Below are 22,930 nucleotides of genomic sequence, written 5' to 3'. Positions count from 1 at the left end.
CGATATATCTAATATAATAGTATATTCTACAGAAAACACCAGCTTTAGATATATCGGTTTTTTGCATAAAGTGCTAATGATAATCATTATTAAGTAGAGGATAAAAAGAAACAATAAAGCCAACCATTATTCAGATAAAACCTATAATGGCTGGCTTTCTAAGACTAAAACAAATGACAGTTAATTAACCAACATTAGGTAATATTTTAAACGCTATCCCGAGCTGTACACCAATAACAATTATGCCACAAAGGAACACAATCAATAATGCAGTACTACCACCTAATACCTGATACTTACGTGAATTAATATTTCTTGATTTAAAAGCCATCGCGCTCGGTAGTAATAATGCCAGAATCGATAAGGCAATTGCCGCAAAGCCCAACGCCATAATAAAGCCTTTAGGATAAAATAAAGCAAATATGAGCGGAGGTAAAAACGTGAGTAATCCCGTTTGTAGTCGTCCTGATGCATTATCTTGTCTTTTAAATAGATCAGCTAAAAAATCGAATAATCCTAAAGCCACTCCAAGAAATGATGTCGCTAAAGCTAGGCTCATAAACATTTGAGCAATTAATTCTGTTTTACCCGACTGAGCAACGTCCTTAATGGCATCTAACAACCCATTTAATCCGACATTTTCAGATAAAATGCCTACAAATGTCGTGGTGCCAATACTGCCTAATGTGGCAATTTGCCATAAAATATAAGCGACTAGCGGAATAGCACTACCAATAATGAATATTATGCGTAGCTTTCTAACATCTCCGCCCATATATTTCACAATACTGGGCACGCTGCCATGAAAACCGAATGATGTAAAAAAAACAGGTATCGCAGATAAAATTAATATTTTTTCTGTCGGTGCGGATAATAAATTTTGTTGCTCAACATGCGGCATCATTAGTGCCAATATCATCACTAAAAAAACAATTTTTGCAGCAAATAAAATACGATTAATAAAATCCACTGATGACGTACCGAAACAAACAACGCCACCACCAATAACAGTAAAAATAACAATACCTAGCCAATCAGCTAAATCAATTGCAAAACTACTCTTTAAATTAGAGGTAATAATTTCCCCTGCACCGCTGACATAGGCTGCTGTTAAAGCATACATCAAAAACATCATACTAAAACCGGTGATAAATTTACCGCCTGAGCCTAAATATCGCTCAGCTACACTACCTATCCCTGTTTCATGAGATTCATGCTGATAAACCTCAACGAGTAATAGCGCGGTATAGCACATCAATGCCCACAAACCTAACAGCATCGCCAAACTCACCATAAAGCCGTTACCAGCCGCTGCAATTGGCATTGCTAACATACCAGCACCGATTGTCGTACCAGCAACAATAAAAACACTACCTAGCGTGCGATTTTTCATATTGAGATCCTAGCCAATAAAATTAAATACAAACCTTTTGATTAATCTGAGTAAATTTATTTTCTTCATCGATAAGCTGTTGTAATTTATCTTCAAAAATATTTCTCAATTCAACCCAATAACGCTCAAAATGTTGTTTATCACGTAGGCAATGCGTCATGATTGCAGCTCTTAATACATAGATTGATCGCACTTTATGCCATTCATCATCAGTAAATCCTGCATTCCGGCAGAGTTCCAGTGGGCTATTACCGTATTCTTCATAAGTCAGCGAAGTCGATGATGTTAAAAAATCATTAGTATACGTGCGCCCTGCTGCATATGAACATAATTCATATATACGCTTATTAAGTTGGTTTTGTTTAGCTAACGATATATTTCCACACTCCCTAAACATAAAATTTATCATGTGAAAATCGGGTGACGGCATCACGGTAATTTGAAATTCTCGACCATCAATAATATAAGGTTTGCTGGTATTAATTTTTTCAATCATCCAATTAGCCGTGGTGATCCCAGCAGCGATCACCTTGCCATAACCTAAAAGATTTAAAGGAACAAGTCGGTGGGCAGCCCATATTGCAGCAGCTGTGGCACCCGCTTTTGAACCTTCCATTATTGAAGAACCTAATAAAACATTATGCTGTTTTTCCGATTTGCGGCTTTTTTCCTGTACTTCTTCGAAAACATAAGCAGCATGATAGGAAATTAAATCAACAATACGCCTATCTTTCATACAAATGGCCCCCGCCGCATAAGGAATAAAACCAACTTTATGGGGATCAACGGTGATTGAATCTGCTTGGCTCAGTGCTTTAAAACTTTCATAAACATCAGGTTGTGGCCAAATAATATCTGTTGGAAAAACACCTTCACTGTGGAAGCGTTGTATTAATATTTCATAATCAAGAAATTGATTGTTTTCATCTCGGAACATCGCACATGCATATCCCGCATAAGCTGCATCTATATGCACATAAAATGAAACGCCAAAGCGTTCTTCACATTCTTGACGTAGTTTGATAACTTCAGCGACATTATCAATCGCCCCTGTTTCAGTTGTGCCAACAACCGCAACAACCGCTAATATTGGCTCACCTTGCTCTATTAATGAAAATACAATCTGACGCATTTTTACTATATCAGTACGATAATGAGCATCGACAGGTAATTGCGTTATATTTTGTTGACCCAATCCCAAAATATCCATCGCCTTCAACCACGAATAATGTTTAGATTGAGGGACTAATAATTGTCCTAATTGATCCTGTTCAACTCCCTCACCTCGACAGCTCATTTCTCTGACCTGTTCAAATAAACCTTGTTTTTTTAGCTCATCCATTAAATCAAGCACTGCATCAGTGGACATATTCAGTAAACTTTGCGCTGTCTTATCTTTTAATAAGTGTTGTGCTTGTGGATGTTTCGCCATTGCTAAAGGCAGTGTTTTAATATTTCGAGCAACCCATAACCCCTCATAGTTAGCAACCGTACCACCTGACGTAATGTGACCCCATGCTTGTTGTGTGTCATAACCAAACATTGCACATAAATCGAGCCCTGCTTCTATTTCAAGTACTGTGGTCGTGGGAGATGATTCTTGTGCACAATTATTTGGGTTGTACAGCATTGCCATCACATAAGCGAGATTAGATATCATAAAGGTATCTGCATTCATGTGGCCCATATAACGAGGCGAAAACCAAGGAACGGATGTTGTTTTAAGCTTAGAAGAAAGCTGATTAAGGATGCCTTCTGTACGATACAATGTATCCCTATATTCGGGGGCATACCTATCGACGGTTGAGATAAGCTCTGGATCTTCTGGGTGATAACCTGAACGCCAATACATGTGTTCAGAAACGGCATACTCCATCATTTCTTTGAAAAAAACAGCATTTTCAGATTTTGGCCCAAGAAATAATGCATCCACATTCATATTTGAATTTTTAAAATTATTCATTATCACTACACCTTCGATTCACAATTGACCCAAGTCAGTTGCTTTTAAGTTTATTAACTTATTATCATTGGAAAGTGCAATAACGGACATATGTCTTTATAAGACAACAACTTATTAATAACATTGTTATTCTTAATATCAATCCTCAATTAAATACTGATAGACAAGCCGCTAAGAAACCAACTTGCCTATAGATATAATCTATATTCATTAAAATATTAATAAACTCAGCATAATTTCATTCGGATTTGTGGTCAGGCACAAAAAATCAAAATTTAGTCAGCTGTAAAGAGATATTTACGCCAAAAAGACTTGATAATGTAAATAATTTGTTATAAATAAAAATTAAGATCACTCAAAATAAAAATATATTGCAACTAATTAGTCACATAAGAAATAAAATTAATTAATTGTTTAATAATACAATTTTACCAATAAGGTCACCTGATTCCATATGACGGTGGGCATCCGCAACCTGTTCTAACTTATAGACTTTGTTAATAATTGGTTTTATTTCACTATTTTGCAACATACCCCATACCTGTTGTTTTAATTCAGCGGAAATCTGGCTTTTTTCTTCAATTGTACGAGATCGCATTGTTGAACCAGTATGAATTAATCGCTTAACCATTAATGGCATCATATTCAAATTTATTGGATTTCCTTTCATCATGCCAATTTGAATAATTCGCCCAAATTTCCCCGCTGCAAGATAATTTTTAGCGACATAATCACCACCAATAATATCAACAACCATATCAACGCCACGAGATGAGGTATAATCTAATGAGACTTGAACAAAATCATCTGTATGGTAATTAATCACACAATCTGCACCTAACAACTCCGCCGCTTTCACTTTTTCTTCTGAACCTACGGTGGTAATAACTGTTGCACCAAAGGCTTTCGCTAACATAATCGCGACACTCCCAATTCCAGAGGTGCCTCCATGAATCAGCACTGTTTCATTCTTTTTAAGTTTTCCAATTTGAAAAACATTTGCCCACACCGTAAAAAAATTTTCTGGAATAGCGGCACCTTGAATAAAAGATAAATGACCTAATGGCAACGCAATATTTTTGTGCACTAAACAATATTCAGCATAACCACCGCCCTCAACTAAACCGCATAATTTGTCGCCAAGTTGCCATTCAGTGACGTCATCAGCTTTAGCAACAACACTTCCTGAAATTTCTAGCCCCATAATAGGCGAAGCATCTGCGGGTGGCGGATAAGAACCCATTCTTTGAAAAATATCAGGGCGATTAACACCAATAGCCTCAACTTTGACAAGTAAATAACCTGGAGCTAGCTGAGGCAATGCTTTTACTTTTAATTGCAATTTATCCGCCCCCCCAGGTTCTATAATATCGACAAATTGCATTGTAGTAGGCAAGAGCAATTGATTGTTTGTCATTATGATTTCCTTTGTGGGTTTATTTAAAAAATTGATATTTATATGTTTATTTTTGTGTTAATTTAATGCTAATTAGTTTAACGTATACATGGGTTGAATCCTAAATTTATGAATACATTTTAATACACACTAAAAGCATTTTTTCATTTTTTGCCATTTTATATTTAATATACAGCCAGTTTATTATTTAATAATATTACTTAATTCAGCATTTACCTCTAAATTCATTAACTTATTACTTTTGACATCTCTTGCTTTTTTATTTAATAAGTCAATTCTGTTTTATATTACTACTTACCAGTCGCGTTATCTTATGTTAAAATTGACTCATATCAATAATTCTAACTTGATTGAGCATTTAATATGATCCCAGAAAAAAGAGTTGTTCGTCGCATCCAGTCTGGTGGTTGTGCTATTCATTGCCAGGACTGTAGTATTAGCCAACTTTGCATTCCTTTCACACTGAATGAACATGAACTGGATCAACTTGATAATATTATTGAGCGTAAAAAACCAATTCAAAAAGGGCAAGCCTTATTTAAGGCTGGCGATGAACTACGTTCATTGTATGCCATTCGCTCAGGAACTATAAAAAGCTATACTATTACTGAGGAAGGTGATGAGCAAATTACAGGCTTCCACCTTGCTGGTGATTTAGTTGGCTTTGACGCAATTATTCATACACAGCACCCAAGTTTTGCTCAGGCACTTGAAACCTCAATGGTTTGTGAAATACCTTTTGAAACACTCGATGATTTGTCTGGCAAAATGCCTAATCTACGTCAACAAATTATGCGCTTAATGAGTGGAGAGATTAAAGGAGATCAAGAAATGATCCTCCTTTTATCCAAGAAAAATGCGGAAGAAAGATTAGCTGCATTTATTCTTAATCTATCACACCGTTTTGCAGAGCGTGGTTTTTCACCTAGAGAATTCAGGTTAACAATGACGCGTGGCGATATTGGTAATTACCTTGGTTTAACAGTTGAAACCATTAGCCGCCTTTTAGGTCGTTTCCAAAAAAGTGGTATGCTCAGTGTTAAAGGTAAATATATTACCATCGAAGATATGACCAAACTTACTGATATCGCAGGTAAAGTTTCAGCTATTACTAACTAATATCCTAAACCGGATCACAATCTCTGTGGTTCGGTTTTGTTTTTTTCCTCAGTTTTCTTGCCTATTTCTTCTCAATAACTTAATTTATCCTTATGGAACTATCCGTACGTTGAGAGGATTTCAATATGGCAAACTACAAAAATCTCCTAGTTGCGATCGACCCAAATCAGGATGATCAACCTGCATTGAGACGTGCTGTCTACATTGTGCAGCGTAATGGTGGACGGATAAAAGCGTTTTTACCTATCTATGACCTTTCCTACGATATGACAACGCTGCTCTCCCCTGAAGAACGCCATGCAATGAGAAAAGGCGTTATCAGCCAAAAAACCGCATGGATAAAGCAACAAGCACACTTTTATTTAGAAGCTGGAATTGATATTGAAATTAAAGTCATTTGGCATAATAAGCCTTATGAAGCCATTATTCAGGAAGTCATTGGCGGAGAACATGACTTATTACTGAAAATGGCCCATCAAACTGATAATTTTGAATCAATCATATTTACACCACTTGATTGGCATTTATTAAGAAAATGTCCATGTCCTGTTTGGATGGTGAAAGATAAAATTTGGCCCGACCATGGCTCAGCTGTTGTCGCTGTTAATTTATCTAATGAAGAATCTTATCATGACGACCTTAATATTAAGCTGGTGGAGAAAACAAAAGATTTAGCTCAACGGATTATGAAAGATCAAGATATTCATTTAGTAAGTGCCTATCCTGTCGCACCAATGAATATTGCAATTGAATTACCTGATTTTGACCCTAGCTTATATAACAATGCATTACGTGGACAACATCTGATAGCAATGAAAGAACTACGGCAGAAATTCTGTATCGATGAAAAATTCACACATGTTCGCGAGGGCCTACCTGAAAAAATCATTCCCGATATGTGTGAAGAATTGGAAGCAGGTGTTGTTGTTCTCGGAATATTAGGGCGCACGGGGATCTCAGCTGCTTTTCTCGGCAATACTGCCGAACACATCATTGATAAACTAAAATGCGATTTACTGGCAATTAAACCTGATGGATTTGTATGCCCGATTAATCCAACAGATGAATAGCAGCGAAGTCCGAGCACTTTATTTTAGTTACATGACTGCCTAATACTCACATTTTCATACATTTCGTTCAGTTTTCACTCTAAAAAAGGCTCTGCATTTACATGCAGAGCCTTCTGTTAACACCTTTGAGTTTTAGAGTGCACGTAAAATAGCATCTACACTATCTTTAGCATCACCAAATAACATCTGTGTATTTTCTTTAAAGAATAATGGATTTTGTACACCTGCATATCCCGTATTCATTGAGCGTTTAAATACAATAACGTTATTCGCTTTCCAAACTTCTAGTACTGGCATTCCAGCAATTGGGCTATTAGGATCCTCTAATGCCGCAGGATTAACCGTATCATTAGCACCAATAACCAACACTGTATCTGTATTAGCGAAATCATCATTGATTTCATCCATTTCTAGCACGATGTCATAAGGTACTTTCGCTTCAGCTAGTAATACGTTCATATGACCTGGTAAACGTCCAGCAACTGGATGAATACCAAATCGAACATTAATACCACGTTCACGTAATTTAGCCGTTATATCATGTACTGGATACTGAGCTTGCGCTACTGCCAATCCATAACCTGGAGTGATGATAACTGATGTTGAGTTCTTCAACATTTCAGCAACGTCTTCTGCCGATGTTTCGCGATACTCCCCCATCTCTTCGTCAGAACTTGATGCAGTACCATCAGTACCGAAACCACCCGCAATAACGCTAAAGAATGAGCGGTTCATCGCCTTACACATAATATAGGACAAAATTGCCCCTGAAGACCCCACCAACGCACCCGTGACAATCAGTAAGTCATTACTTAACATGAAACCAGCGGCGGCGGCAGCCCAACCTGAGTATGAGTTTAGCATTGATACAACAACTGGCATATCCGCACCACCAATTGATGAAACAAGATGCCAACCAAATGCTAATGCGATCAATGTCATGATCAACATAACAAATACTTGCAGACCAACACTCTCTGTTTTAACAAAAATAACTAACAGAATGAATGAAATAATAAGTCCAGCTAAGTTGAGCTTATGTTTATTTGGTAACATCATCGGCTTAGATGATATTTTTCCAGATAATTTACCATAAGCGACAATTGACCCCGTAAAAGTGATCGCGCCGATGAAAATACCTAAAAAGACTTCAGTTAGGTGAATATTTTCCATAACCGCATCAGCATGGCCTTCACTAGCAATAAAGCTATTGAATCCTACTAATACAGCAGCCAAACCGACGAAACTATGTAAAATAGCCACCAGCTCTGGCATTTCAGTCATTTCAACTTTTTTGGCTAATCGAATACCAATAACGGCACCGATAACCATTGCAATGATCATCCAGCTAATGTTGCTACTATCTGGTCCAAGTATGGTAGCAATTAATGCAATTGCCATCCCTGCGATGCCATAAGCGTTCCCTCTTTGAGAACTTTCATGGCGCGATAGCCCTGCTAGGCTGAAAATAAATAGGATAGCAGCAACAATATATGCTGCAGTCACAATTCCACTCGACAACATAAGTTACCCCTTACCCTTTACGAAACATTTTTAACATACGGTGAGTAACTGTAAATCCACCGAAAATGTTGATACTTGCGATCAATATAGCAACAAAGGATAAGAAACTTACCCAACCACCACTACCAATCTGTAAAACTGCACCAACAACAATAATTCCTGAAATCGCATTAGTGACAGACATTAATGGTGTATGCAGAGCATGAGTGACGTTCCAAACTACGTAATAACCCACAACACACGCGAGTGCAAAAACAGTAAAGTGAGATAGAAACTCTTTTGGCGCCGAATTTGCAAACCAACCAAATAGAATAATAGCCAGTGCCATCAAGCTATATTTAGCCGCTGGAGACATTTTTTTCTCGGGAGCTTTGACGCGTTCTATTGCTTTAGATTTGACTTGTGGCTGTGCAGAAACTTGAATTGGTGGTGCTGGCCAAGTAATTTCACCTTGTTTAATCACAGTAACACCACGAATGACTAAATCATCAAAATCAATGACAATTTCACCATCTTTCTCTTTGCATAGCAGCTTCATCAAATTAACAAGGTTAGTACCATATAATTGAGAAGACTGAGTTGGTAAACGGCTTGGTAAATCAGTGTAGCCGATAATTTTCACGCCATTATCAGTGACAACGAGTTTATCTGCTTGCGTCAGTTCGCAGTTACCTCCAGTTTGAGCCGCCAAATCAACAATGACGCTCCCCGGTTTCATCGACTCAACCATTTCTTTAGTAATAAGCTTAGGTGCTGGTCTGCCAGGAATTAACGCAGTAGTTACAATAATATCAACATCTTTGGCCTGCGCAGCAAACAATGCCATTTCAGCTTTAATAAACGCTTCTGACATGACTTTGGCATAACCGTCACCACTGCCCGCTTCTTCCTTGAAATCAAGTTCAAGAAATTCAGCGCCCATACTTTGTACTTGTTCTTTTACTTCCGGACGAGTATCAAATGCGCGAACTATTGCGCCTAAGCTACCCGCAGCACCGACAGCTGCTAAACCTGCTACACCTGCACCAATCACCATGACTTTTGCTGGTGGCACTTTACCGGCGGCTGTAATTTGTCCAGTAAAAAAGCGGCCAAATTCATGTGCGGCTTCAACTATTGCCCGATAACCTGCAATATTTGCCATTGAGCTTAATGCATCAAGTGACTGCGCACGTGAGATACGAGGTACCGCATCCATTGCCATAACAGTAATATTGCGTGTTTTTAACGCTTCCATTAGTTCAGCATTTTGAGCTGGCCAAATAAAGCTTACCAACGTCGAACCTTCCTTAAATAAAGGAATTTCATCATCTAGTGGCGCATTCACTTTAAAAACGATATCCGCTGCAAATGCAGCATCACGATCAACTATTTCTGCACCAACAGCCTCATATGCTGCATCATCAAAACTGGCCAAATGTCCCGCGTTTTTCTCTACACAAACAGAAAAACCCAACTTTAAAAGTTGAGTCACTGTTGAAGGTGTAGCAGCAACACGCGCTTCATTGGCAAGTCGTTCTCTTGGTATACCAATACGCATAATGTTCCCTTTTATAGCCTAAAGTAATGTTGTATGTAGGGTGTTTGCAAAAAAAATGACCATTTTCTTGGAAAAGTCCTATTTTCTGCATAAAACAGTTTTAAAATGTGCTAATAACCTACTGAAAATAACGTTATTGATCCATAATTGATCACGATTATTAAACAGTAAATGGAATTCGCAGTGAAAATCTTAGTTTTAGGTCAATAAAACACTGGATACTTTGAAATAACTGGTAAATTTGACTAGTCAATCATTATTTATTTCTCATAAAAAGAAAATCATGAGACAACAAGAACAGTTACGTGTAATAATCATGGACATGTGGTACAAATAAGATTCAGCACGTTTATAATAAATTGCGCAAGGCGGAAGGATTTTGTATGAAGCTGAAAACTACGGTCATCGCAGCCGCGGTGTTATCATTATCTAGTATTACTGCTAGTCAGGCAGCTGTTGAGTTAACGCCAAAACAGGCCGAAGAATTAAAACCTTATGAGCGTATAACGGTCACTGGACGCTTTAATGCTATTTATGAAGCATCTGACGCGGTCTCCCGTAGGGCTGATAAAATGGGGGCGTATGCCTTTTACATTCAAAGCCTTGATGATATAGGTGATAGTGGCAACATGCGTGTTGTTGCTGATGTTTTTGCAAAAGACGCACCTAAATTTGAAGAATCAAATCGCCGTATATTCGGTGGTGTTGAAGAAATGTCAAAAACCGATGCTGCCCAGTATGAACCTTTTGATACTGTCAGTGTAAGCGGCTTTTACCCTTCTCAACCAGACCTCTATGAAGCAATCGCTAAGAAAGCTAAAGAGAAAGATGCAGCATCATTCTACGTCGTTCGTAATATTGCGATGAATGATGGTGGTAACACATTAGCAACTGCTTATATATACAAAAAAGATGCACCTAAGCGCCAAGTTCAATTAGATGAAGCAGTTATTCCTGCGGACTCTGATGCAGGCCGTGCGTTACTTGCTGAAGGTGGCGAAGCTGCTAAGAAAGTACGTATTCCAGGTGTTGCATCTTCTGAAGAACCGACAGTTGCTGTTGGCCGTTTCTTTGAGACATCAAGTAGCCAACCGGGCCGCACAAGTGTAACCCTACCAAACGGCTATGTTATCGAAGAAATCAACAAAACTGCGGCGGCACAAATGGTGCCATACGATTCAATTACTTTCTCAGGTTATTACACCAATACACCAGAAGTACGTTATCAAATTGCAAAACGTGCTGAAGCTAAAGGTGCTAAATATTTCCATATAACAAGAGAATGGCAGTCTAATGGTGGCAGCGTTACCATTAGCGCGGATTTATTCAAATAATAAATTAATAACCTATGAAAAACCAGTTTATAAAAACTGGTTTTTTTTTACCTTCTAATTCCATATACAATAACCCCCGCTATTTTCCTACACTACCCACTCTTTAGCGCTTGTATTTATTAATCTCATGCTATCAATTCAATGAGTTAGTTAATAAACTTAATCTAAATTAATATTACAACGTTAATATGCATAAAATAGCTAATTAACTGCATATTTTTCCATTGCATCTCAACCATTTCATTCGTAGAATCCACTCTTAATTTTTGATAGTCAATTTAACTGCCATTTTAAGGCAGAATAGATTAATTACTCATAACAATGATTATTTTAACGTCATTTTAACTTTTGATTGCAGAACAACCAGGATATACATTGAAAAATACATTAAGCCTCACTGCCCTAACCGCTTTAGTGCTTAGCTCTATGGTAGGCGCAGGTGTATTTAGTCTTCCACAAAATATGGCTGAAGTGGCCAGTCCAATGGCACTGATTATTGGATGGTGCATTACCGGTGTTGGTATCCTTTTTTTAGCCTTTTCACTGTTATTATTATCAAGAATCCGACCGGATTTAGATGGTGGGATATTTACTTATGCAAAAGTTGGATTTGGTGAATTTGTTGGCTTTTGTTCCGCTTGGGGTTATTGGCTATGCGCTGTCGTCGCCAATGTTTCCTATTTAGTGATTGTTTTTGCTGCAATAAGCTTTTTTACTGATACTCCTGATAATATTATTTTTGGTGATGGTAATACATGGCAGGCCTTAATTGGTGAATCTATTCTACTCTGGTTTGTTCATTATTTAGTCTTACAAGGTGTGCAAACTGCTGCTGGTATTAATAAATTAGCAACAATGGCGAAGCTGGTTCCACTTGGATTATTCATTGTTCTTGCTTTCATCGCGTTCAAATTAGATATTTTTAATGCCGATTTTAGTGGTATTGAGCTTGGTGTCCCTGTTTGGCAACAAGTTAAAGACACTATGCTAATTACCTTATGGGTATTTATTGGTATTGAAGGCGCAGTAGTCGTTTCAGCTAGAGCTAGAAATCGTCGTGATGTTGGTTTAGCTACGGTATTTGCAGTCTGTTCTGCATTAATAATCTATATTTTAGTCACGTTACTATCGTTAGGCTTAATGTCTCAGGCTGAACTTGCTGATATTAAAAACCCGTCAATGGCAACATTAATGGTGAATTTAATTGGTACAAGTGGCAATATTATCATCGCCGCAGGACTCATCATCTCTGTCTGTGGCGCCTATTTAAGTTGGACTATAATGGCCGCAGAGGTTCCATACATCGCCGCACAGTATAAGTCATTTCCAAAAATATTTAATAAACTTAACGCTAATGATGCACCATCATCGTCACTATGGTTAACCAATAGCGCGGTACAGCTTTCTTTAGTATTAATCTGGCTTAGTGGTAGCAATTACAACACATTGCTTACTATTGCTTCTGAGATGATATTAGTACCTTATTTTTTAGTAGGTGCATTTTTAATGAAGGTTGCCTTTGAGCGTCACAATAAGCCATTATTAGCGGTAGGCTTAGTCGCCAGTGTTTATGGTTTATGGTTATTATATGCTTCCGGCTTAATCAATTTGCTGCTATCTGTTGTGCTATACGCCCCTGGTATTTTAGTTTTCTTGTATGCACGCTCCCAGCAAACAGCAAAATCACCATTAAAATTAGTTGAGAAAGTTGCCGCTTTTGCCATAGCAATTACCTCAATACCAGCACTTTATTATTTAATGGCTTAATAAGCCTATGTGGATATGCACTAAATTTGATTAAATTTAGTGCTCTTTTACTTATTCCTCCGCCCTACTCCATCTGCTTTATTTAACAACTTACCTCTTTTTTCATTTTTAGCTTTTTGATATAAAAAGCAACTCAGATGCTTATTTATCTCTATGAACACCAATAGTATGTTGTAACTAAAAAACCTTAATTTATAGTAATGTTATAAAAAAGGCCCCTACCTTTATAAAAAAGGCCCCTACCTTTATAAAAGATAGGAGCCTGATATTTAAAATAACACTACTTACACAACAAATTATAATCGTTGTGCGATGCTTTCCATCGTCTGGATAATTCGCTTGTCTGAGATGGGATATGGAGTGCCTAATTGTTGTGCGAATAAGCTTACTCTCAACTCTTCTATCATCCAACGAACCTCCAATACTTCAGGTAACATTTTCTGTACTGGAGTCAATTTTGACAGCCATTGTTGATGCATATTTTGCACATGCTCAACTCGGCTCATTTGAGCTCGATCTCTATTTGGGTCAATAGCCAATTTTTCCAATCGACGTTCAATGCCATTTAAATAGCGCAGAACATCAGGTAAGCGTTTCCAGCCATGAGCCGTTACAAATCCTTTGAAAGCTAACCCTGACATTTGTGCTTTTAGGTCAGATAAAGCCAATGCCATAGATAAATCGACACGCCCTTTTAATCGTTTGTTGATTGCAAATACAGTCGTCAAAATTTGCTCAACTTGCTTTGCGATATTAACCACAACATCATTTAGTTCTGCACGGGCAAGCTCTTTTAAGTGCTCAAATTGTTCTTCATTCCAAACGGCCCCACCATGATTTGCAATCAACTGGTCGATACCACAAGCAATGCAATCATCAATTAACTCTAGAACTTTGCCATAAGGATTAAAGTAAAGACCAAGTTTAGATTTATTTGGTAGTTTTTCATGTAAATATTTAATTGGTGATGGAATATTAAGTAATAATAATCTGCGTACACCTGCCCACATAGCTTGCTGCTGTTCAAATTCCGTTTCAAATACACGAATACCAACACTACTTTTTTCATCAACTAGTGCAGGATAAGCTTTAACTGAATATCCACCTCGTTTTTGTTCATAACGTTGAGGTAATTCACCAAAACTCCAAATATGTAAACCACTTTGCTCAATACCATCATCGACAACTTCAGAAAGAGTTTCTTGCACTTTTTCTTTCAAACTACTTTTTAGCGCATCAAGATCATACCCTTCTGCGATTGTTTTATTTTTATCGCCAATAACACGATAAGTCATTTTCAAATGTACAGGCAGTTGGTCTAATTGCCATGATGCCCGATCGACAGTTACACCAGTCATTCGACGTAATTCACGCTCTAGTTTATCCAGCACGCTTCCTTCAGGTGCAGGCACTCGCTCCAAAAATGCAGATGCATAGTTCGGCGCTGGAACAAAATTTCGCCTAATTGGTTTTGGTAGTGACTTAATCAGTGCAATAATCAGCTCCTCTCGTAATCCCGGAACCTGCCAATCAAAACCAATATTTTGTACCTGATTTAATACCGCCAATGGAATATGAACAGTGACGCCATCCGCATCAGTTCCCGGCTCAAATTGATAACTCAGACGAAATTTTAAATCACCTTGATACCAGTAATTTGGGTAATCGAGTGCTGATACATTCGCCGCATCCTCTTTAATGAGCATATTTTTTTCAAAACTAAGCAGGTCAGGCTTTTCTTTTGATGCTGATTTCCACCAATTATCAAAATGTCGTGATGAAATAACATCATTCGGTATACGTTGATCATAAAAAGCAAATAGTGTTTCATCATCAACTAAGATATCTCGACGTCTTGATTTATGTTCTAAATCTTCAATTTCTGATAATAGCTTTAGGTTTTCCTTAAAAAAGGCATGACGAGTAGCCCAATCACCTTCCACTAACGCATGTCGAATAAATAATTCGCGACATAACAAAGGGTCAATATTACCAAAATTAACCTGACGAGCCGCAACAATAGCCAAACCGTATAAAGTAACCTTTTCAGAGGCCATTACTGCACCCTCAGATTTAGACCAATGCGGCTCACTGTAATTATGCTTAGTTAAATGTTCTGCTAACGGTTCAATCCATTCAGGATCGATCGATGCAGCGATACGGCCCCAAAGTTTTGATGTTTCAACCAATTCAGCCACCATTGCCCACTTAGGTGGTTTTTTAAATAAACCGGAGCCTGGAAAGATAGTAAAACGTGCATTTCTTGCACCTGTAAACTCAGGTTTATCCGCATCTTTTTGCCCAATATGGGACAATAAACCCGCCAACAAAGAAACATGCACACTCCGAAAATCAGCTTCTATGCTGTTAATCGCAAAGCCTTGTTCTTTCACGACTTGTCTAAGTTGAGTATATAAATCTTGCCATTCTCGAATACGAAGGTAATTGATAAAGTCTTGGCGGCACATTTTTCTAAATTGAGCATTTGAAAGTTCTTTTTGTTGATCTTTCAAATAATCCCACAAGTTTAAAAACGCAAGAAAATCAGACTGTTTATCATGAAAACGACGATGTTTTTCATCGGATGCCTGTTGCTTATCAAGCGGCCTTTCTCGCGGATCTTGAATAGATAGCGCCGCAACAATCACCATAGTTTCACGCACTGCACCATGTTTTCTTGCTTCAATCACCATTCTAGCAAGTCGAGGATCCACTGGAAGCTGCGCTAACTGACGACCTATTTCTGTAAGTTGATAACCACGACTGACATCTTGGTGAGATTTAACAGCCCCTAATTCTTCTAATAATTTTACACCATCTTGAATATTACGTTTATCTGGTGCCTCAACAAATGGAAACCCAGCAATGTCACCTAACCCAATGGAGGTCATTTGCAAGATAACAGAAGCTAAATTAGTTCTTAAAATTTCGGGATCTGTAAATTCAGTTCGTGATAAAAAATCTTCTTCGGAATATAAACGAATACAAATACCATCAGATACGCGGCCACAACGCCCTTTCCGTTGATTTGCAGATGCTTGTGATATTGCTTCTACAGGTAATCGTTGTACTTTAGTTCGATAACTATAACGACTTATTCTTGCATAACCGGTATCAATCACATATTTGATACCTGGTACTGTTAAAGATGTTTCAGCAACGTTTGTGGCCAAAATAATTCGACGGCCACCATGAGGATTGAAAATCCGATTTTGCTCGCTATTTGAAAGTCTCGCAAACAATGGTAAAACCTCTGTATGACGAAGCTGTAATTTAGCAAGTGCATCAGCAGTATCACGAATTTCACGCTCACCACTCATAAAAATCAAAATGTCACCCGGTCCTTCAAGCGTAAGTTCATTGACGGCATCAACAATTCCATCAATTTGATCACGCTCGCTATCGTTATCATCCCCCATGATAGGACGATAACGAACCTCTACCGGATAAGTACGACCAGAGACCTCAACAATAGGCGCACTATTAAAGTGACGAGAGAAACGTTCAGGATCAATAGTTGCAGAGGTAATAATAATTTTTAAATCAGGTCTTTTAGGTAATAATTGACGCAAATATCCTAATATAAAATCAATATTCAAACTTCTTTCATGAGCTTCATCGATAATAATAGTATCGTATTGTAGGAGTAATTTATCATTTTGTAGCTCTGCCAACAAAATACCATCAGTCATCAATTTGACTTGAGTATTCTCACCAACATGATCACTAAAGCGAACCTTATAACCTACATTTGTTCCGATTTCACACTCTAGCTCTTGGGCTAAACGTGCAGCAACCGATCGAGCTGCCAAACGTCGTGGTTGTGTGTGACCAATAAACCCTTGAATTCCACGTCCTAATTCAAGACAAATTTTAGGAATTTGCGTCGTTTTACCTGAACCTGTCTCGCCCGCAATAATAACAACTTGGTGCTGTTTAATTGCTTCAAGGATGGCTTGCTTTTTCTGACTTACAGGTAGATTTTCAGGATAAACAATTTTTGGCGGATTTAACCGTTTCATACTAATTTTTTGTTTTGCCGTTTCAATCTCCGTTTTTATTACTTCAAGAACGGCCTGACGTGATTTTTCATCGTGTATTTTTGTCACACCGCGGAGTCGTTTATTCAAAAACCACTGGTCACGCAATGAAGTTTGTCCAATATCAGCTTCTAATGCTGTCAGAATGGATTTCACCTTTAAATCCTTATTTTTTATATGTTTATATACTTTATGATGATGATTAATTACCCATAATGCGGCATCATTCATTTTTTGGTTATGATTTTAGTTATCGCATATACACACCATCAATTTTCTTAAAATTTATAATCTAATTTTCATTTATCAATCAATTGCGTCTCGCGCCAATCGTTAACCACGCAATATCAATCAGTTTTGAGAAAATAAATGAGCAAAATATTATCATTGAAGTCAGGTACCCTGTCAGATACTTCACATTATAAACTAATAAAATGACAGATTATTTTATTCAACAATGGCAGGGAAAAAATCCAACTGATAAATGAATTGTTCGGAGTGTAATCAACAATCTGCTCCCAACACTCGATAGCAAAATACTAGCAGCTTTTACCTCTAGTGGCACGCTCACGAAGCAACAACAAGCACAATTGGATCTGTCAAATCAATTAATTGAAGAAATTAAGCAAAATAACATCATTGTCATTGTGGCACCGATATACAATTTTACTATTTCTTTTCACTTAAAACACTATTTTGATTTTATCGCCGGGTCCGGCCATACATTTAAATATACTGAACAAGGTGCTATTGGCTTAAAAAGCAAACATGTTTATATTTTTACTAGCCGTGATGGGATCTATAAAGATATATTTGCCAACCAAGCATACATTCAGGCTCAAAAATATATTAATTGCCTAGTACCTTAAAATAGAAGAATCGAATCAATATAGCCTAAAGTACCTTTGTTATTTTTTCTTCAACCATTGCCCATTAATACCTCGTACATATTCCCCCTGACTTGCGCGGTCGACTAGTTTCTGGCCCGCGATTTTAGCGACATCTTTAGTTTTAAGGTTATTTTTTGATGCTATTTCACTGTACTTGATTTCACGTTCACGGTTAATTTTATTGACTAATTGATCTGCATCTCTATTACTTTCGTTAACTACTGCTAAGTAACCTGACAATGTTTCACCAATAACACCTTGCTCTTTCGCTATATCGACCGTCAGTGAAAATGCAGAAAATGAGATAACTGAAATACATAGTGTAATGGCTTTAATAAAATTGATCATTTTACGTCAACCTCGCCAAATAACTCACTGTTTTCTTTAAGTAATTCTTCAACCTGTCTATCTGCTTTAATTTGAATTTCATGTTCAATTTTGACATTCATATTAATGTTGATCGGCTTTTCTGGTGTCGCGACCTCAACTCTAATACAAGATGACAAAAACATTGCCATTATAAATACTACGCTTATTTTGAGTATTTTCACTTTACCTATTCATCCTTTATAAGTTTTTTTCTAGCCATTCTTCTAAACTGCTGCCAAAACGTAAACTACGCCACAATTGAAATATGTTTTCTTCTTGCTGATAATTTAAATGCACTTCACGTTTTTTCTTTTCTTGAGAATTAAATCCCTCTAAGATTGTTTTCATTGTTAATAATCCTAGATTAGTCACATTTACATCAGTTCGGCTACGTTGTATCTCCAAATATTGTAACCAGCTAATTGCCGATCCCGCAGAGATATTATCTTTTTTAATTGACTCAACAAATTGAGTATCAAGACGTAAAGTCAATGACCCATTATTTTCCATCCAACCACCTTTAACAATCCATTCAGGATTATTAAGATAAAATGGTAATTCTCCATTAACTTTTCCTGATACTGCAAATTGTGAAACCTTTAGTATGGTAAATAACTGGCTTAGTTCAATTTGGTGTAATTTAATAATGGCAGCATCATGTTGTGGCCAACGAAGTAAATCGAGATTTACCTCACCACCTAACATTTTAAAACCAACATTGCTTAATTCTAGCGGTTTAATCTCTGATGGAGGATAAGTTCCCATCAAATCTGCGGTTATATCGCTTAACTCAAATAAATTAGTAAGTTGTTTAATTCGTAATTTAACTGACGATTTTTCACCTAATGTCCAAGTACTATTTTTTAATCTCCACGGCAAAACAAAATCTAAACCATTTAGTTCACCATCTTTTAACCACATACTTGTATTTTCGACTCGCCAATGCCCACCAGCAATAAAACCATCATTTGGTGTCATAGAAAAAGCAGCTTGCGAAAATAACTTACCTCGACGCAATTCAATACCTAAATCTTCAGGTATAAGCGTTTGAAATGCAGTCACTGATTGCTCTGGCCAACGAGCCTCTCCTCTTAAGCGCTCACCATCCCAACGACCAAAGATAATAATAGGTCCGACTTCTTTCGTACTCAAATCACCTTTTAATTGAAAGTTTGCTGGAGACTCACCTTTAATATCAGCACTAACTGTTATTTTTGGTAAATAGCTATACTCACCAAATTGCATTTTATTGCTAGTAAGTTGTAATGAACCATTAAAATTAGCTTTATTCTCATCACGTTGCCATTGCAAAGGCTTTGTGAGTATCAATCTCGGTGAGCTCATCGCTAAAAGCCCGTATTTAATTTGGTCAAATCCTGTAGTCAAACTGTTAAGCGTTAATAAAGTACCCTGCCAACTACCTCTCCCTTTAATATCCCATTGTGCATCTAGAGAAGGCAATTTTGCATTTCCCCAATAATTCCAAAACCATTTACCATTATCAGGTGTGAATTTATTTGCATTGCCATCGAGATGAATAGCAAAGGCTCCCCAGTATTGTTCTTTAATTTTCAATATGGCTTGAAGCCGTCCAGAAATACCTTCTGCTCCCAAAGATGTTCCTGCTAAAGGTAAACGAGCCTCTTGTAATACAAGAGTTGGAGACACTCTTCCGTAAGCTCTTAATAATGAACTCGGCAAAAAAGTCACTGCCGGTGAGATTAATTGCCCGGTAAGTCGAGCTGGCAAATTAATATCTAAAACCATATCATCATATTTAACTTGCCCATTTAAACTGAAGGTGATATCGGTATTTAATAAATTAAATTGGCTAGGAGGGAGCGTTAAAACAAGATTAGCTTTACCTTTTTTGGCCTGCGTTAGCATATTTAATCGCCCCGAAATAACCATGTTGCTCAATGAATTATTCCAGTTGTCAATTTGTAATGTTATCCCACCCTGAATGGGCATTCCTGCATCCTGCCATTGCCATATCCCTTGGGTAATATTTAAACTCTCCGCTGACAGAGACCATGGTAGATGAAGTAATTCCTTAGCATTATCTACATCAACTAAGGTCAATATACCTTCGTTATGTTGCCATTGTAGTTTGGCCTGAAAAAATTTCTCAATCCCTGTTAACCTAAATTGCGTTTCAAGCACACCATTTTCGGGCATTTGATCTGTCATTAAAGGAAGTTGCAGATCGCCAGCCAATTCTATTTTTTGTTTTTGATCAGGTAACAATATCGCAAAATCATTAATGATTAATTGATGATTTTCAGTAATTGACGATGTAAGCGTTAAGTTTTCTCCACGGTATTGAACTTTCAATGGCAATTTTTCATTTTTATATAGCCAAAGGCTTCCTTGATAATTCGACCATGGTTGAATATTTACATTATCAATAACGAGTGAAAACAAGGGGATACTGTCTATTAATTCAATAATATTAATGGGAGTAACAGCTTCATTATTATCAATATTTGATTCATTAGGACAATTTAGAGAGACATTTAAATTGTTTATTTTTGCATGCAAAGGAAACAGTGATAATCGAACATTGTTAAGTTCAACCCAATGACAATTGCCCGAATTAAGTGTTACTTGCTCAATGAAAAGTTGCTTATTATTAAGTCTAGGCTCAGTCAATGACAAACTTACTGATGGTGGTAAAAAATATGCCGCTACAATAGGAGTCCAACGTGCAATATTTATCCATAGTAAAACCAAGAGCGTAATGCTACCTATAAATGCCCATAGCAGAATTTTAAGTGCCCTTTTCATTTACTGCTTCCTTGTTTTGTCTGTACACAACTATTGTTAGCCGATATCTCTTATTCTATTTTCACATTAAATCGCAATTTATGAAACCTGAGTAATAATCAAAAGTAAACAGAGGCTTGTTTTGTTAATTTGTTGATGCTTTACACCACTAATTGTCTTATCCTGATCTCATTCTTTGTAGGTGCTCTTTTTCGCCTATTATTTATTTTTTTGGTTCCTGAAAATTTGTGGAGTCTCTTTGATGAAAATCGTTTCTTATAGTACCAAACAGTATGATCGTAAGCATATGGAGCAAGTCAATCAACAATCAGAGTTTAATTTTAGTATTGAATACTTTGATTTTCCATTAACTGTACAAACTGCAAAAAATGCTGTTGGTGCTGATGCCATTTGTATTTTTGTTAATGATGAAGCTAATCGTGCTGTTTTAGAAGAGCTGGCAGCACTTAATATTCGTATATTAGCTTTACGTTGTGCGGGATTTAATAATGTTGATTTAACTGCCGCTGAAGAATTGGGCATCCAAGTTGTTCGCGTTCCTGCATATTCTCCTGAGTCTGTCGCAGAACATGCAGTCGGAATGATGCTTTGCCTCAATCGTCGTATTCACAGGGCATATCAACGTACCCGCGATGCCAATTTCTCCCTAGAAGGTTTAACTGGCTTTAATATGCATAACCGTACCGCTGGTATTATTGGTACAGGTAAAATAGGACAAGCAACCTTAAGGATCTTAAAAGGTTTCGGCATGCGTTTACTCGCACATGACCCATACCCTAATCAAGCAGTATTAGATCTTGGGGCTGAATACGTTGATTTGAATACTTTATATGCACAATCAGATATTATTTCTCTTCATTGCCCTTTAACACCTGAAAATCATCATTTATTAGATGAAATTGCATTTCACAAAATGAAAAAAGGTGTGATGATCATTAATACAAGTCGTGGCGCACTTATTGATTCAGTCGCAGCAATTAATGCACTTAAATCACAAATAATAGGTTCACTCGGGATGGATGTTTATGAAAATGAACGTGACCTATTTTTTGAAGATAAATCAAATGATGTTATACAAGATGATATATTCCGCCGTCTTTCGTCCTGCCACAATGTTTTATTCACAGGACACCAAGCATTCCTAACTGAAGAAGCATTAACAAGTATTAGTCTTACGACTCTAAATAATATTCGCCAGATTAGTCTTGGTGAAACTTGCCCAAATGTTGTTAAAGCTGAGTAATAATGAAACGTTTAATTCCGCTAACATTATTTGGCTTACTATTGACGGCTTGTCAGACACCAAAAGTAAATGCAGGCAACGATAACCAAACATTAGTACAAAAATTAGTTCATCATAATTTTGTGCTAACTAAGGTAAATGGCAAAACGATACGTTATAAACAAACTCTTCCATCAATATCATTTGGAGAGAATATGTTCACATCTGCGACAATGTGCAATGAATTTAATGGAATAGCCAGTATCACCGACTCAAAACTGCTAGTCACTAGTATAAGTAAAACAGAGCTCGAATGTGTAGATGAAGATTTATCAAAATTAGATATTCTCATTAATAAAATGTTAACCAAAGGCGCTACTGTAACATATTCACATAATCAGTTAGTTCTTACTCAAGGCCCATACAGCCTAGTCTACATATTACGTGATTACATCAATTAGTATCAATTTAGAATTAAACTCGCAGCCAAAAATT

16 protein-coding genes are annotated in these 22,930 nt (G+C 37.1%); 7 read left to right on the top strand and 9 right to left on the bottom strand.

Going from position 1 to position 22,930, the window contains the following annotated elements; all coding sequences use genetic code 11:
• Positions 1 to 184: 184 nt before the first annotated feature.
• The 3 genes from tyrP to DD649_RS03255 all read right to left on the bottom strand — a co-directional run bounded on the left by tyrP (position 185) and on the right by DD649_RS03255 (position 4,773).
• On the bottom strand, positions 185 to 1,333 hold the full coding sequence (tyrP, locus tag DD649_RS03265; RefSeq protein ID WP_294103882.1) for a tyrosine transporter TyrP: 1,149 nt from the start codon (positions 1,331 to 1,333) through the stop codon (positions 185 to 187).
• An 82-nt stretch (positions 1,334 to 1,415) separates the two neighbouring features.
• The gene (locus DD649_RS03260; protein ID WP_294103549.1) at positions 1,416 to 3,356 is read right to left on the bottom strand and encodes a pyridoxal-dependent decarboxylase; all 1,941 of its coding nucleotides are present in this window, start codon (positions 3,354 to 3,356) and stop codon (positions 1,416 to 1,418) included.
• Between the two features lie 406 nt (positions 3,357 to 3,762).
• Positions 3,763 to 4,773, bottom strand: a complete 1,011-nt coding sequence (locus DD649_RS03255) for an NAD(P)H-quinone oxidoreductase (RefSeq protein WP_294103547.1) — start codon at positions 4,771 to 4,773, stop codon at positions 3,763 to 3,765.
• Between the two features lie 363 nt (positions 4,774 to 5,136).
• On the opposite strand from DD649_RS03255, the gene DD649_RS03250 reads away from it, so the two are divergent.
• Complete coding sequence (locus DD649_RS03250; protein ID WP_294103545.1) at positions 5,137 to 5,892, top strand: FNR family transcription factor; 756 nt, start codon at positions 5,137 to 5,139, stop codon at positions 5,890 to 5,892.
• A gap of 125 nt (positions 5,893 to 6,017) precedes the next feature.
• Positions 6,018 to 6,962: a universal stress protein UspE gene (gene uspE, locus DD649_RS03245; protein ID WP_294103542.1), complete on the top strand. Its 945-nt coding sequence runs from the start codon at positions 6,018 to 6,020 to the stop codon at positions 6,960 to 6,962.
• 132 nt (positions 6,963 to 7,094) lie between these two features.
• Here the strand turns inward: uspE and pntB are convergent, their stop codons facing one another.
• Together pntB and pntA are read right to left on the bottom strand one after the other, a co-directional pair.
• A complete protein-coding gene (pntB, locus tag DD649_RS03240) occupies positions 7,095 to 8,483 on the bottom strand; it encodes a Re/Si-specific NAD(P)(+) transhydrogenase subunit beta (RefSeq protein WP_294103881.1) in 1,389 nt (462 codons plus the stop codon).
• A gap of 13 nt (positions 8,484 to 8,496) precedes the next feature.
• Positions 8,497 to 10,026, bottom strand: a complete 1,530-nt coding sequence (pntA, locus tag DD649_RS03235; RefSeq protein ID WP_294103540.1) for a Re/Si-specific NAD(P)(+) transhydrogenase subunit alpha — start codon at positions 10,024 to 10,026, stop codon at positions 8,497 to 8,499.
• A 383-nt stretch (positions 10,027 to 10,409) separates the two neighbouring features.
• Here pntA and ydgH point away from each other — a divergent pair, with 383 nt between their 5' ends.
• Both ydgH and DD649_RS03225 read left to right on the top strand, forming a co-directional pair.
• Complete coding sequence (gene ydgH, locus DD649_RS03230; protein ID WP_294103538.1) at positions 10,410 to 11,360, top strand: DUF1471 family protein YdgH; 951 nt, start codon at positions 10,410 to 10,412, stop codon at positions 11,358 to 11,360.
• Positions 11,361 to 11,735: 375 nt separating this feature from the next.
• Entirely contained in the window at positions 11,736 to 13,127 is a 1,392-nt protein-coding gene (locus DD649_RS03225) for an amino acid permease (protein ID WP_294103536.1), read from the top strand.
• A gap of 296 nt (positions 13,128 to 13,423) precedes the next feature.
• Here DD649_RS03225 and hrpA read toward each other — a convergent pair whose 3' ends face one another.
• The gene (gene hrpA, locus DD649_RS03220) at positions 13,424 to 17,323 is read right to left on the bottom strand and encodes an ATP-dependent RNA helicase HrpA (protein ID WP_294103534.1); all 3,900 of its coding nucleotides are present in this window, start codon (positions 17,321 to 17,323) and stop codon (positions 13,424 to 13,426) included.
• Between the two features lie 332 nt (positions 17,324 to 17,655).
• Between hrpA and DD649_RS03215 the strand changes: the two genes are divergently transcribed.
• Complete coding sequence (locus tag DD649_RS03215; protein WP_336429187.1) at positions 17,656 to 18,036, top strand: NAD(P)H-dependent oxidoreductase; 381 nt, start codon at positions 17,656 to 17,658, stop codon at positions 18,034 to 18,036.
• Positions 18,037 to 18,075: 39 nt separating this feature from the next.
• Here the strand turns inward: DD649_RS03215 and DD649_RS03210 are convergent, their stop codons facing one another.
• The 3 genes from DD649_RS03210 to DD649_RS03200 are packed head-to-tail and all read right to left on the bottom strand — an operon-like array spanning position 18,076 to position 21,213.
• Complete coding sequence (locus tag DD649_RS03210; protein ID WP_294103530.1) at positions 18,076 to 18,405, bottom strand: YdbL family protein; 330 nt, start codon at positions 18,403 to 18,405, stop codon at positions 18,076 to 18,078.
• Positions 18,402 to 18,575: a YnbE family lipoprotein gene (locus tag DD649_RS03205; RefSeq protein ID WP_336429017.1), complete on the bottom strand. Its 174-nt coding sequence runs from the start codon at positions 18,573 to 18,575 to the stop codon at positions 18,402 to 18,404. Before DD649_RS03205 ends, DD649_RS03210 begins: the two co-directional genes overlap by 4 nt.
• Before the next feature lie 49 nt (positions 18,576 to 18,624).
• Positions 18,625 to 21,213: a YdbH family protein gene (locus DD649_RS03200; protein ID WP_294103528.1), complete on the bottom strand. Its 2,589-nt coding sequence runs from the start codon at positions 21,211 to 21,213 to the stop codon at positions 18,625 to 18,627.
• A gap of 241 nt (positions 21,214 to 21,454) precedes the next feature.
• Here DD649_RS03200 and DD649_RS03195 point away from each other — a divergent pair, with 241 nt between their 5' ends.
• Positions 21,455 to 22,456 carry a 2-hydroxyacid dehydrogenase gene (locus DD649_RS03195; protein WP_294103526.1) on the top strand — a complete coding sequence of 334 codons (1,002 nt, stop codon included), beginning with the start codon at positions 21,455 to 21,457 and terminating at the stop codon, positions 22,454 to 22,456.
• A gap of 2 nt (positions 22,457 to 22,458) precedes the next feature.
• A complete protein-coding gene (locus DD649_RS03190) occupies positions 22,459 to 22,896 on the top strand; it encodes an META domain-containing protein (protein ID WP_294103524.1) in 438 nt (145 codons plus the stop codon).
• Positions 22,897 to 22,930: the final 34 nt, after the last annotated feature.

The sequence above is a fragment of the Providencia sp. genome (assembly GCF_003533305.1).
Classification (GTDB): Bacteria; Pseudomonadota; Gammaproteobacteria; order Enterobacterales; family Enterobacteriaceae; genus Providencia.
Note: the sequence above shows the minus strand (reverse complement) of the source record. Positions and strands in the feature narration are given on the sequence as shown.

What these genes read in the sequence shown, in the direction of transcription:
- DD649_RS03195 (WP_294103526.1), top strand. Translation starts at nt 21,455, where the DNA reads ATGAAAATCGTTTCTTATAGTACCAAACAGTATGATCGTAAGCATATG.
- ydgH (WP_294103538.1), top strand. Translation starts at nt 10,410, where the DNA reads ATGAAGCTGAAAACTACGGTCATCGCAGCCGCGGTGTTATCATTATCT.
- pntA (WP_294103540.1), bottom strand. Translation starts at nt 10,026, where the DNA reads ATGCGTATTGGTATACCAAGAGAACGACTTGCCAATGAAGCGCGTGTT.
- uspE (WP_294103542.1), top strand. Translation starts at nt 6,018, where the DNA reads ATGGCAAACTACAAAAATCTCCTAGTTGCGATCGACCCAAATCAGGAT.
- DD649_RS03250 (WP_294103545.1), top strand. Translation starts at nt 5,137, where the DNA reads ATGATCCCAGAAAAAAGAGTTGTTCGTCGCATCCAGTCTGGTGGTTGT.
- DD649_RS03190 (WP_294103524.1), top strand. Translation starts at nt 22,459, where the DNA reads ATGAAACGTTTAATTCCGCTAACATTATTTGGCTTACTATTGACGGCT.
- tyrP (WP_294103882.1), bottom strand. Translation starts at nt 1,333, where the DNA reads ATGTTAGCAATGCCAATTGCAGCGGCTGGTAACGGCTTTATGGTGAGT.
- DD649_RS03210 (WP_294103530.1), bottom strand. Translation starts at nt 18,405, where the DNA reads ATGATCAATTTTATTAAAGCCATTACACTATGTATTTCAGTTATCTCA.
- DD649_RS03260 (WP_294103549.1), bottom strand. Translation starts at nt 3,356, where the DNA reads ATGAATAATTTTAAAAATTCAAATATGAATGTGGATGCATTATTTCTT.
- DD649_RS03205 (WP_336429017.1), bottom strand. Translation starts at nt 18,575, where the DNA reads ATGGCAATGTTTTTGTCATCTTGTATTAGAGTTGAGGTCGCGACACCA.
- DD649_RS03255 (WP_294103547.1), bottom strand. Translation starts at nt 4,773, where the DNA reads ATGACAAACAATCAATTGCTCTTGCCTACTACAATGCAATTTGTCGAT.
- DD649_RS03200 (WP_294103528.1), bottom strand. Translation starts at nt 21,213, where the DNA reads ATGAAAAGGGCACTTAAAATTCTGCTATGGGCATTTATAGGTAGCATT.